Here is a 12,266-nt window from a genome sequence, read left to right as displayed (position 1 = left end):
ATGGCTGGCGCTTCCGGAAAGGCAGCGCGCTCGCGGTCTTTCTTGGAGGCCGAAGCAAGGGCGGTTGGCTTCGAAGCAGTTGGGATCGTGCGTCCTGACGCGATCCGGCAGGCGCCGGCGCGTTTGCAAGCCTTTCTGGCGGACGGCCACCACGGCTCCATGGACTGGCTGGAAGTGCGCTCAAGCGAGAGGGCTGACCCCGGCACGCTTTGGCCGGACGTGCGCAGCATCATCATGCTCGGCATGAACTATGGTCCGGATCACGATCCGCGCGCCGTGCATGCGCAGAAGGATCGTGGCGCGATTTCCGTTTACGCGCAGAACCGCGATTACCACGACGTGGTGAAGGGCAAGCTGAAAACGCTGGCTGGCAAGCTGGCTGCCCGCCTCGATGCCGACGTCAAGGTTTTCGTCGACACGGCGCCTGTGATGGAAAAGCCGCTGGCGGAAAAAGCAGGGCTGGGATGGCAGGGCAAACACACCAACCTGGTCAACCGACGGTTCGGATCCTGGCTGTTTCTGGGCTCGATCTTCACCACGGCCGAACTGGAAGCGGACGCAGCCGACGAGGATCATTGCGGGCGCTGCAACGCCTGCCAGACCGCGTGCCCGACGAACGCCTTCCCCGCACCCTACAGGCTCGATGCCCGGCGCTGCATTTCCTATCTCACCATCGAAAACAAAGGGCCGATCCCCCTCGAGCTCCGCGAAAAGATCGGCAACCGAATTTATGGCTGCGATGATTGCCTGGCTGTTTGCCCCTGGAACAAGTTCGCCCAGCAAGCAGCCGAGCTGAAGTTTGCGGCCCGCCCGGATCTTCGGGCGCCGCGTTTGGCAGACCTCCTTGCGCTCGACGATGCCGGGTTCCGCGCACTCTTCAGCGGCTCGCCGATCAAGCGGATCGGGCGCGACCGCTTCCTGCGCAATGTTCTGGTTGCCGCCGGCAATTCGGCTGACGGGAGCCTCGTTGTTCCGTGCCAGAAGCACCTCAGTGATCCGAATCCGATCGTGCGCGGTGCTGCCGTCTGGGCGTTGTCCCGCCTGATGGAGCGGGGAGCCTTCCGGCACCTGGCTCAGAAGCACGGGAACGAAACCGATCCCTCCGTGCGGTCCGAATGGCAGGTTGCCGTCCCGGTGATGGAAGAAGCCTGAGATGCGCGTCCTGATCTTTGGTGCCGGTTTTTCCGGCCGCGCGATCGGCCGAAGATTGTCAGCCGACGGCCATCCTGTGGTGGGCACGACGCGCTCGCCGGAGCGCCTCGAAAGGCTGCGGCTGGCTGCCTTGGAGCCGCTCGTGTTCGACGGGGTGCAGGGAACGCCTGAGCTTCGGGCCGAACTCGCAAGAACCACCCACCTGATCCTGTCCGCTGCGCCTTCTGCTGAGGGTGATCCGGTGCTGAATGCGCTGGAAGGAGACCTCGGCGTCGGGACGCCGGCCCTTCGTTGGATCGGCTACCTGTCCACGGTCGGCGTATACGGCGACCGCGGCGGCAACTGGGTTGCGGAAGACGATCGGCTGGATCCGACCTCCACACGCGGACGCCAGCGTGTGGCTGCTGAAGAGGCCTGGCTTCGCTTCGGCGCAGGACGTGGTGTTCCGGTCGCGCTGCTCCGGCTCGCGGGAATCTACGGGCCGGGCCGTAACGCGCTCGTCAATCTGGCGGAAGGCACGGCCAAGCGGGTCATCAAGCCAAACCAGGTCTTCAACCGCATCCATGTGGACGACATTGCTGGCGCCACCGCCTTGCTGGCACAAAAGGAGCTGGGTGGAGCGTTCAACATCACGGACAATGAACCCGCGCCGCCGCAGGATGTGGTTGCCTTTGCTGCAAGCCTCCTCAGCGTCGAAGCGCCGCCTGAGGTGCCCTTCGAAGCGGCCGAAATGTCGCCCATGGCGCGAAGTTTCTATGGCGACAACAAGCGGGTTTCCAATGCGCGCCTGCGCGAAACCGGCTATGAGTTCCGTTATCCCGACTACCGCACCGCTCTGTCTGACATGGTCGCACGCAAGCAATGGCGCGACGAGCAGTAACGCGGTTCCGCTGCGGCCACTGTTAAGGATGCGTTAACCTTCACGGTTGAAGGCTTTTCCGGAAGCTCCCATAGGAGGACGATCCACCATGATGCCAGCAAGCAAATGGATCCGTGCCGTGATCGCGGCCCTGGCCTTGGCCGTTTCGGCTCCACACGTGCCGGCCACTGCAGCCGAGCCTTTGGCAAAGGATCTTTTCGGATCAAAGCCGCTTCCTGCGGCGATGCCTCCCAAAGCCTATGGCTTTTATTCCAAGGGCTGCTTCAGTGGCGGCGTAGCGATTTCGGTTGATGGACCGAACTGGCAGGCCATGCGCTTGTCGCGCAACCGCCGCTGGGGGCATCCTGAGCTCGTGCAGACCCTTGAGCGCCTCGCCCGTGACGGCGCGGCAAAGGATGGGTGGAACGGCCTGATGATCGGCGACCTGTCGCAGCCGCGCGGCGGGCCCATGCTGTCCGGCCACGCCTCGCATCAGATCGGGCTCGACGCCGACATCTGGTTCACGCCCATGCCGGATCGCCGCTTGAGTGTGCCAGAGCGCGAAAGCTTTGCGCCCAAGTCGATGATCCAGGACGGCGGGCTGACCGTTGACGATCGCTTGTGGACGCCGGCCCATGCCGCGATCCTCAAGCGCGCGGCGAGCTATGGCAATGTGGAGCGCATTCTTGTGCATCCAGGCATCAAGAAGAAGCTCTGCGAGACGGTGAAGGGCGATCGTGGCTGGCTGAACAAGATCCGGCCTTTCTGGGGACATGACTACCATTTCCACGTGCGCATCGGCTGCCCGGCTGGTTCCGTCGGCTGCAAGGAGCAGGAATCCACCGGCAGCGGGGATGGGTGCGACAAGTCGCTGGCCTGGTGGTTCACGGAAGAGCCTTGGCGTCCCGCCACCGGTCCGCAGAAGCCGCGTGCCCGTGACGTCATGACGATGAAGGCGCTTCCGAAGGAATGCCGCGTCGTCCTCGACGCGCCGTCGCCCCGCTCGGAAGCCTCCGTGACGGTTGGCTTGAGCGCAACGGCGGACCCGGTGGAAGCGACCTCAGTCCCATCGGCGATGCAGGAACTGCCCAGTCTGCCACCGCTTCCTTCCGATCGACCAGCGCAGTAAGCGCTTGGCGCGACCTTCAAAGCGAGCTAGGTCAGCACCGGACGAGGAGATCGCCATGGCCAAGCCCTTCGAAGACACCGTGCTGAATTTCCCGATCCTTGTGGGCGACATTGGCGGCACCAATGCGCGGTTTGCCATCCTGACCGGCCCGCACGCGGAGCCGAAAGAGTATCCCGTCGTGAAAACGGCAGAGTTCGCGACGCTGGACGAGGCGATCCAGGCATCGATCCTCGACAAGACCTCGCTTCGTCCTGTGTCTGCTGTGCTTGCCGTTGCTGGACCCGTGGAAGGCGACGAAATCCGGCTCACCAACTGCCCTTGGGTGGTTCGCCCAAGAACGTTGTTCGCCGATCTGGGCTTTTCGGAGCTCATCGTCCTCAACGACTTCGAAGCGCAGGCTCTGGCGGTGGTCGCATTGGGCGCCGATCATCTCGAACAGATCGGCGGCGAGCCAAGCGAAGGCGTGGCAAGCCGTGTCGTGCTTGGACCGGGCACCGGTTTGGGCGTTGCCGGGCTGATCCATGCCTGCCACACCTGGATCCCTGTGCCGGGCGAGGGTGGCCACATGGATATAGGGCCGCGCACGGAGCGGGACTACGCCGTCTGGCCACACCTGGAACGGATCGAGGGCCGCGTTTCGGGCGAGCAGCTCCTGTGCGGTCGCGGGCTTGTGAACTTGTACCGGGCGGTGGCCTTGACCGACAACAAGCCGGTGGCGCTGGAAACGCCGGCTGACATGACCGGTGCCGCACTCGACAAGTCCGATCCCGTGGCCGTTGAAGCAGTGGACATGTTCGTGACCTGCCTTGGCCGCACGGCCGGAGATCTGGCGCTGGTGTTCATGAGCCGCGGCGGCGTGTTCCTGACAGGCGGCATTGCTCAGAAGATCGTGCCGGCGCTGAAATCCGGCGCCTTCCGTGCAGCCTTCGAAGACAAGGCGCCCCATACGCATCTCCTGCGCACGATGCCGGTTTACGTGATCACACATCCGATGGCTGCGCTGGTGGGGCTCGCCGCCTTTGCGCGCACGCCCGCCCTGTTTGGCGTGGAAACACAGGGGCGGCGCTGGAAGGCCTGATCTTCTTTCTGGCGCGCTCGTGGCTGGCAAACCGCGTCCGACCTCCTTATGAAGTCGTTCTGGTGGCTTTCCCAAGCCACATCAACGAGACCTGGACCACCCGTTTGGCGCCACATCCAACAACGAGTTCGCCGAAGCCTGGCATCTTCCGTGGCGAAACCTTCGCCATCCTGAAGCGCATGCTGGCTGAAAACGGCCGCGATTATTTCTGGTCCTATGTTCTGGCGATCCTGTGTCTTCTCGCCATCGCGGCGACCACGGCTTTCAGCGCCTGGATCATGCGCGATGTCATCGACGAGATCTTTGTAAATGCCCGCGCTGACCTGATCGCGGTCATCAGCGGCGCGATTTTTGCCGCCTTCCTGATCCGCGGACTAGCCACCTACGCGCAGTCGGTTATCCTTGCGCGCGTCGGCAACAACCTTGTGGCGCGTTACCAGAAGCGCATCTTCGACCACCTCATGAAGCTCGGCATCGGCTTCTTCACCGACCAGCGCTCCGGGCAGCTGGCCGCTCGCATCACCGAAAACGTCAACGGCGTCCGTGACCTTCTGTCCATGACGTTGACCTCCGTAGCACGCGATGCGGTGTCACTGATCGCCCTCCTGGCCGTAATGATCTACCAGGACCCGCTGCTTGCCACCTTTGCGCTTCTGATCGGGCCGCCTCTGATCTTCGCGGTCAACACGCTGATGCGGCGGCTGCGCAAGGCAGCCCGCAAGGCCGTGGTGGTGAATTCCCGCCTCGTGGGCGCCATCCAGGAAGCCACGCAGGGCGTCGCCATCGTGAAGGCCTTCACGATGGAAGAGCAGCTGTCGCAACGGATCAGCCTTTTGATCGCCGATTCCGAGCAGCGCGCCAACAAGATCGCGCGGGTATCGGAGCGCACCACGCCTATTGCTGAAATCCTGGCCGGCTTTGCCGTCGCCGGCGTGATCGCGTATTCCGGCTACCGCGCAGCCTACGAGCAGCTGCCGCCCGGTGCCGTGTTCGCCTTCATCACGGCCTTGATGCTGGCCTACGATCCGGCGCGCCGGCTGGCGCGCGTCCAGGTCAATCTGGAAAAAGCGCTGGTGAATGCGCGCATGATCTACGAGATCCTCGACATCGAGCCGCACCAACGCGATGCGCCCGGCGCCACCGAACTGGCGGTTGAGAAGGGGGCGGTTCGCTTCGAGCGCGTAAGCTTCGCCTATGAGGAAGCCCTGCCCATCCTGCGCGACGTCGACTTCGAGGCGCGCGCCGGCGAAACCACGGCCATCGTTGGCAGTTCCGGTGCCGGCAAGTCCACGCTGATCGCGCTGTTGCTGCGCTTCTACGATCTCGACCAAGGCCGCATCCTGGTGGATGGTCAGGACATCGCAGCGGTCACCAAGCAGTCGCTCCGCAGCCGCCTGTCTTATGTGTCGCAGCAGCCGTATTTGTTCGAAGGCACCATTCGCGACAACATCCGCTATGGCAGGCCGGGTGCCACGGATGCAGAGGTCGAGGAAGCCGCGCGGATCGCCTTTGCCGACGAGTTCATCCGGGCGCAGGCGGACGGCTATGAGACACTGGTTGGGGAAAGCGGCGCCACGCTGTCCGGCGGCCAGCGCCAGCGCATCTCGATCGCCCGCGCCATCATCCGTGACGCGCCGATCCTTGTGCTGGACGAGGCAACCTCTGCGCTGGACAACGAAAGCGAAGCCAAGGTGCAGGCTGCCTTGGAACGCGTGATGAAGGGGCGCACCACCGTCGTGATCGCGCATCGCATGTCGACCGTGGTGGGCGCCGACAAGATCGTCGTGATGGACAGCGGCCAGGTCGTTGAACAAGGACGGCACGAGGAACTGCTGGCAGATCCAAACGGCATTTACGCACGCTTCCACCGCCTCCAGGGCCACAAGAACGGCTTGGAACTGGTGGATGATCGCAACCCTCGCCAAGAGCCGACCGCTGCGCCCATGAGGAAGCTGAGCTGATGAGCAGAATGGGCCTGGTTGTGGTGGGTGCCGGCGGCCGAATGGGGCAGGCGCTGATCCGGGTGATCGCCCAATCGGACGATGCCGTGCTGGTCGGGGCAGTGGAACGCGCCGGTTCCGCGGTTCTGGGGCGCGATGCCGGCGAAGGGGCGGGTGTCGGCCCGTTGAACGTGCCGGTTTCTGACGATCCGCTGCCGGTGTTTGCAAAGGCCGATGGCGTGCTGGACTTCACTTCGCCCGCAGCTACGGTTGAGTTCGCCGGTTATGCCGCGCAGGCACGCATCGTGCATGTGATCGGGACCACCGGGTGTGCGCCGGAGCATGATGCCCGCATTAACGCCGCAGCGCGCCACGCCACGATCATCAAGTCCGGCAATATGAGCCTCGGCGTCAATCTCCTGGCGGCCCTTGTGGAACAAGCAGCCAAGGCGCTTCCCGCCGCCGACTTCGACATCGAGGTTCTGGAAATGCACCACCGTCAAAAGGTGGATGCGCCATCCGGAACGGCCCTGATGCTGGGAGAAGCCGCCGCAAAGGGGCGCGAAATCGCGCTGGCCGACCAGAGCGTGCGCGTGCGCGATGGCCACACCGGCCCGCGGGAGGCTGGTTCGATCGGCTTTGCGACGTTGCGCGGCGGTTCTGTTGTGGGCGACCATTCGGTGATCCTGGCCGGAACGGGCGAACGCATCACGCTTGGCCACGTCGCGGAAGACCGCGCGATCTTTGCCCGCGGAGCCTTGGCTGCAGCGCTCTGGGGCCGCGGCCGCAAGCCAGGCCTTTACTCCATGCGCGACGTTCTTGGTCTCGCATGACGAACTTCAAGCCGATCAACTGATATCCACCTGGGAGAAGCGAAATGTCCGGCACCCTCGTGCTCGTGCGCCACGGCCAAAGCGAATGGAACCTGAAGAACCTCTTCACCGGCTGGCGCGATCCCGACTTGACGGAGCAGGGAACAAGGGAAGCGATTGCTGCCGGCACCAAGCTTGCGGCGCAGGGGCTCCGGTTTGACACCGCCTTCACATCTTCGCTGAAGCGTGCGCAGGACACCTGCGCGCTGATCCTCGGTGAGTTGAAGCAGGACGCGCTTCCCACCGTGCGCCACCAGGCGCTGAACGAACGCGATTACGGCGATCTGTCGGGCCTCAACAAGGACGATGCGCGTGCCAAATGGGGCGAGGAACAGGTGCATATCTGGCGCCGCTCCTACGATGTTCCTCCGCCGGGCGGCGAAAGCCTGCGCGACACGGGCGCCCGCGTTTGGCCCTATTACTTGCACGACATTCAGCCGCATGTGCTGCGCGGCGAAACGGTTCTGGTGGCGGCCCACGGCAATTCGCTGCGCGCCCTGATCATGGCGCTGGACGGCCTGAGCGGAGAAGAAGTGGTGTCGATGGAACTCGGCACGGGCGTTCCCATCTTGTACCGGCTCAACGCCGATTCCACCGTGGCCTCTAAGGAAGTTCTCTAGGCGCCCGCATGGGTGCCGCGTCGCTCGGCACCTGCCGGCTCGCCGGGGCAAAGAAAGGCCGCGGCTGGCGGATTTGGTCGTTGACACGCATCGGCGGGGCACGTACATCGGCCTCGCTCACCTGCCCAGGTGGCGGAATTGGTAGACGCGCACGGTTCAGGTCCGTGTGCCGCGAGGCGTGGAGGTTCGAGTCCTCTCCTGGGCACCATCAACGCGTAAGTCGTTGATTCTGTTGAGGTGAGTAGCTCCTACCAAGCATCCAGCCCACTTGTAGCAGGAAGTGTTATAGTGGGCTCTTCACATGCCGGCGCTGCCTGAGCGCCTGATGATCCGCGGCAAGACCTTCTACTGCCGCGTCTGCGTTCCAGCCGAGGTCGCTCCCAGCTTCGGCCGGAAACTCGTCGTAACGTCGCTGCGCACGCAGGACCTGCGGACGGCCAAGCAGCGGTTGGCGCGTGCAACCGTCGACCTAGAAAATCAGTTTGAAGCGATTTGTACGGCCAAGACACGAGAGGCGATGAGCCACGACGCCGGTGGTTATCATCAACAAGCGCTGGTGCAGATCGTGCGCCAGTTCGGCGTCGAGGTCGAAGATCAGTCCTTTGCCGAACGCGTCCGCATCTTTGAAGTAGCGACGGCGGACCCGCGTCGCTTGTGTCGAGGTTAGATCGTCCGGCTTCCGACGCCCGCCGACTTCGGCTACGGTGAGAGCGACGCCTTCACCTATCCATAAGATGGCCGTGACCGTCCTGCTGGACCGCCACGCTCTCGACGATGCCTGCCTGAAGCATCGACCGTTCACCGCGAAGAGGCGCGGCCAAATAGTAGGCGACCGCCTTGTCCTCATAGGTGAAGCCAGCGCCACCAGTCAGCTTGGTGGATGTCGCTAGCTTCCGCTCATCGATTTGCCAGTCCTACCGCTAGGCAGTCACATTGCGTTGATGCTACGACGCGCCTTTTCCCGGGCGCCCCTTCAGCGGATGAGCCAGTAGATATTCAGCTTCCAGCATCTGCAGAGACGGGTCGAAGATTCCCCGGTGGCAGTTCAGGTCGCCGGACCTTGCAACCCGGGCGGCGGTATGGCCTCGTCTGCGTCCGGATCCCGCCCTTGCAGCCGATCGAGGGCTCGCATGATGGGTGTCACGGTCAGTCCATGCAGCAGCACAGACAGAAGGACCACCAATCCGACGATCGCCCAAAGGCGCTCGCCGCCCTCCACATCCATGTGGTTGAGCCCGTAGGCCAGGTAGTAGAAGGACCCGAGTCCGCGTATGCCGAAGAAGGCAAGCGTCAGCTTTTCGCTCCATGCCGCCTTCACCCCGATCAGCCCGAGGAGCCCGGTCACAGGGCGGACGACGAGCAGGATCACGACGGCAGATACAATGTCGACCCAGGTGAGCGGCGCGAGAAGACCTTTCACCAGGGCACCTCCGAACATGAGCAGCAGGATCATCATCGCTAGGCGTTCGATTTGTTCGGTGATGTCATGCATCTCTCTATGGAAGTCGTGGTTGCGATGCGCATGCCGAAGGGTCAGCGCCGTGACGAAGACCGCCAAGAACCCGTAGCATTGGATCATCTCAGTGAGACCGTAGGAGATGAAGGTGGCGGCGATGGCGATCAACCCGTCACCTGTCTTGGCAAGTTTGGTATCGGCGGGAACATGGAACGTCAGCCAGCCGAAGGCTCGGCCCACCAGCCAACCGCCTGCGACGCCCGCGCCGATCTCCCATAGAACGCTGTGGGTGACCCACTGCAGCGCCCATGGCTTCCCGGTGGATGCCGCAAGACCTAGCGCGATGGCCAGATTCACGAACGGGAACGCTAGCCCATCGTTGAACCCGGCCTCGGACGTGAGGCCGAACCTCACCTCGTCTTCCTCGCCAGACCTCGGAGGACCGACTTGGACGTCGGCGGCCAGAACCGGATCGGTTGGAGCGAGACTCGCGCCCAGCAACAGGGCGATGATCCAAGGGAGCCCGACCAACCATCCGCCGATGAGGGTGATGGCTGCGATGCTGAGCGGCATCGTTATCGCAAGAAGGCGCCACGTTACCGACCAGCGTCGCCAACTGAACACCCGGTCGAGCTTGAGGCCCGCCCCCATAAGGGCGATAATCACCACGAATTCGGTAAATCGCTCCGTGATTTCTGGATAAGCCACTGGCAGCGGCTCGTCCGTGACCTGCGGGATCGAGAAGAGTGCGGCACCGAGCCCGATGCAAACAATGGGGAGTGACAGTGGCAGACGTTTCAGCGCGAGCGGCAGCCAAGCGACAAGCGCTATCAAGAAACCCAGCCCCGTCAGCACCGCGATGTAGGGATCAGGTGACAAGTCTTTGAGGTCCAGCATGGCACCTGAACGGTCGGGAACTCGATCGGATCCTTCAAAGCTGCTGATCAGGCTCACCGCCTGCGGAACCTTGCTCCTGCGCTGCTAATCCTCAGCTCTCCCGCCGCAGCACGGTGGCTCAAGCGACGCGAGAACAAAGCGGTCTGTGGCGCGCTCCTCGGCTTGCGCGGGCGTCACACAAGTGGCGTCGTCGGCGCGCCACTTCGATGAATTCATCGAGCTGATTTCGAAGCCTGGATCGCGTAGCGGTGTTGAAACTGCCTCGCCAGCCCCTTCGTGAACGGCATGTGTCGCGCCTGCGCTCGATGGATGTCGCCAAGATGCCTGTCGATCCGGATGTCGACGAACCCGGACTGCGCGAGCATCGCGGCGACGTCGCCTGCCCTTGCTCCGTCGCGGAAGTGGACGCGGGACAGAATACTTTGATGCCGTTCCGCAAGATCAGGGGCAAGGGAGGGCGTGGAAGCGCTGGGCGTATGCCAGCGCCTTGCGAAAGCATCAATGCGCGATATCACGCGCTCCGCGAAACTTAGACGAACGAAATCACCGTCCACGATCAGCAGGCTGCCGCCGGGTCGAAGAACACGGAACCACTCGCGAAAGCAGGCGGCAGGGTCAACCAGCGTCCATACAAGATGCCGGCAGACGAGAACATCGAAGCTGGAGTCAGCGTCCAGAATGCGCTCGACATCTCCCAACCGGAAATCGATGCGGCGGTTGCGAGCAGCGGCCTTTGCCTTCGCGCGGGCAAGCATCGTTTCCGACCAGTCCAGTCCTGTCACGCGGAAACCAAGATCGTCGAGCAGGTGGGAGATCACACCAGTGCCCGAAGCAAGGTCCAGCACGGTTCGCTCGCCCGCCGGTCCAAGATGACGCGTCAGGAGCCGATGCCATGCGTGCTGCTCGGCTTCCGAAAAAATCTCGTGTCCTGGGAACTCGTCGAAGGTCGCAGCGCGCTCGGACCAGAATGCTTGGATCTCGTCGCGAAGACCGTAGTTGCTTTGCGTTGCTTGTCCGCCCATCGATGCTCATTCCAGTCTTGAATAGTTCTAAATCATAATAGTTGACTAAATCGTTCCAGTATCCGTAGAAGGCCGCGTCGTCCACAAGGGGGCTTGGTATGCGGATCTTCCTTCACACAATTCTGGCTGTCGTCGCTTATCTATTTTCGGCGGCAGACATGGCGCTTGCGGAGACCGTCACGGTCACCGACGTGACAGGTCGCGAGGTTCAGGTCGAGGCGCCCGTCCAACGGGTGATCCTGGGCGAAGGACGTCAGATTTACTTCGTGGCGGCGCTGGAACGCGAAGCACCCTTCAAGCACATCGTGGGATGGCGTGACGATCTCGGCAAGGCCGATCCCGAAACTTATAAGGCCTACCTCGCGAAGTATCCTGAGATGGCCGACTTGCCGACCTTCGGCGGCATGAAGGACGGCACTTTCGACGTCGAGCAGGCCGTGTCGCTCAAGCCAGACGTCATCCTGATGAATGTGGACGCCAAAACCGCAACCGAGGAGGCCGGCTACATCGAAACGCTGGCCAAGGTCGGCATCCCGCTCGTGTATGTCGATTTCCGCGAGAAGCCGATGGTGAACACTGAACCATCCATGCGCCTCATCGGCAAACTGTTCGGTAAGGAAAAGCTCGCCGAGGACTTCATCGACTTCCGTGCAAAGAGCATTGCTGCGGTGACAGATGTCTTGGAGAGGGAAAAGCCTGAGGTTCCGCTTGTCTTCATGGAGCGTGCCGGCGGCTACTCCGAAGACTGCTGCATGAGCTTCGGTGATGAAAACTTCGGCAAGATGGTGGAGATCGCCGGCGGCCGGAACATGGCCAAAGACATCATCCCCGGCACGTTCGGCACGGTAAACCCGGAGCAGATCATCGCCTCGGATCCCGATCAGGTGATCATCACTGGCGGCAACTGGGGCGCCTATGTCCCGGGCGGCGCCTGGGTCGGCGTCGGCTACGGCGCGGACAAGGGCGAGGCACGCCGGAAGCTGGAGGCGCTCACTCACCGAGCCGCCTTTACCGGAACCAAGGCCGTCAGGAATGGCGAGTTCCACGCCATCTGGCACCAGTTCTACAACAACCCCTACCAGTTCGTCGCGATACAGGAGATCGCCAAGTGGCTGCATCCTGAGCTCTTCCGTGATCTTGATCCGGAAGCGACATTCAAGGAACTGCACGCCCGTTTCCTGCCGCTGGATTACAAGCCGGGCCATTTCGTTTCACTGACGGACAAGGAGTGACCGCAATCG

The 12,266-nt window shown here is 62.9% G+C and carries 11 protein-coding genes and 1 tRNA gene; 10 read left to right on the top strand and 2 right to left on the bottom strand.

The window, feature by feature from the left end:
- The 9 genes from queG (at position 1) to J5Y06_RS00935 (ending at position 8,317) form a co-directional block, all read left to right on the top strand.
- Positions 1-1,152 carry a tRNA epoxyqueuosine(34) reductase QueG gene (gene queG / locus J5Y06_RS00975; protein ID WP_209333249.1) on the top strand — a complete coding sequence of 384 codons (1,152 nt, stop codon included), beginning with the start codon at positions 1-3 and terminating at the stop codon, positions 1,150-1,152.
- Position 1,153: 1 nt separating this feature from the next.
- Complete coding sequence (locus J5Y06_RS00970; protein ID WP_209333248.1) at positions 1,154-2,032, top strand: SDR family NAD(P)-dependent oxidoreductase; 879 nt, start codon at positions 1,154-1,156, stop codon at positions 2,030-2,032.
- An 88-nt stretch (positions 2,033-2,120) separates the two neighbouring features.
- Positions 2,121-3,140, top strand: coding sequence for a penicillin-insensitive murein endopeptidase (gene mepA / locus J5Y06_RS00965; RefSeq protein WP_245247500.1), 1,020 nt, complete (start codon positions 2,121-2,123; stop codon positions 3,138-3,140).
- Between the two features lie 55 nt (positions 3,141-3,195).
- On the top strand, positions 3,196-4,218 hold the full coding sequence (locus J5Y06_RS00960) for a glucokinase (RefSeq protein WP_209333247.1): 1,023 nt from the start codon (positions 3,196-3,198) through the stop codon (positions 4,216-4,218).
- Positions 4,219-4,397: 179 nt separating this feature from the next.
- Entirely contained in the window at positions 4,398-6,179 is a 1,782-nt protein-coding gene (locus J5Y06_RS00955; RefSeq protein WP_209334306.1) for an ABC transporter ATP-binding protein, read from the top strand.
- Positions 6,179-6,991: a 4-hydroxy-tetrahydrodipicolinate reductase gene (gene dapB / locus J5Y06_RS00950; RefSeq protein WP_209333246.1), complete on the top strand. Its 813-nt coding sequence runs from the start codon at positions 6,179-6,181 to the stop codon at positions 6,989-6,991. Before J5Y06_RS00955 ends, dapB begins: the two co-directional genes overlap by 1 nt.
- A gap of 44 nt (positions 6,992-7,035) precedes the next feature.
- Positions 7,036-7,650, top strand: coding sequence for a 2,3-bisphosphoglycerate-dependent phosphoglycerate mutase (locus J5Y06_RS00945; protein ID WP_209333245.1), 615 nt, complete (start codon positions 7,036-7,038; stop codon positions 7,648-7,650).
- Between the two features lie 123 nt (positions 7,651-7,773).
- Positions 7,774-7,858, top strand: a tRNA-Leu gene (locus J5Y06_RS00940).
- 93 nt (positions 7,859-7,951) lie between these two features.
- The gene (locus tag J5Y06_RS00935; RefSeq protein WP_209333244.1) at positions 7,952-8,317 is read left to right on the top strand and encodes a DUF6538 domain-containing protein; all 366 of its coding nucleotides are present in this window, start codon (positions 7,952-7,954) and stop codon (positions 8,315-8,317) included.
- 378 nt (positions 8,318-8,695) lie between these two features.
- Here J5Y06_RS00935 and J5Y06_RS00930 read toward each other — a convergent pair whose 3' ends face one another.
- Together J5Y06_RS00930 and J5Y06_RS00925 are read right to left on the bottom strand one after the other, a co-directional pair.
- On the bottom strand, positions 8,696-10,003 hold the full coding sequence (locus J5Y06_RS00930) for a cation:proton antiporter (protein WP_209333243.1): 1,308 nt from the start codon (positions 10,001-10,003) through the stop codon (positions 8,696-8,698).
- A gap of 212 nt (positions 10,004-10,215) precedes the next feature.
- The gene (locus J5Y06_RS00925; RefSeq protein ID WP_209333242.1) at positions 10,216-11,025 is read right to left on the bottom strand and encodes a class I SAM-dependent methyltransferase; all 810 of its coding nucleotides are present in this window, start codon (positions 11,023-11,025) and stop codon (positions 10,216-10,218) included.
- A 98-nt stretch (positions 11,026-11,123) separates the two neighbouring features.
- On the opposite strand from J5Y06_RS00925, the gene J5Y06_RS00920 reads away from it, so the two are divergent.
- Complete coding sequence (locus J5Y06_RS00920) at positions 11,124-12,257, top strand: ABC transporter substrate-binding protein (RefSeq protein WP_209333241.1); 1,134 nt, start codon at positions 11,124-11,126, stop codon at positions 12,255-12,257.
- Positions 12,258-12,266 lie beyond the last annotated feature (9 nt).

The sequence above is a fragment of the Tianweitania sediminis genome (assembly GCF_017813335.1).
GTDB classification, from domain to species: domain Bacteria; phylum Pseudomonadota; class Alphaproteobacteria; order Rhizobiales; family Rhizobiaceae; genus Tianweitania; species Tianweitania sediminis.
This window is presented reverse-complemented; position numbering and strand designations above follow the sequence as displayed.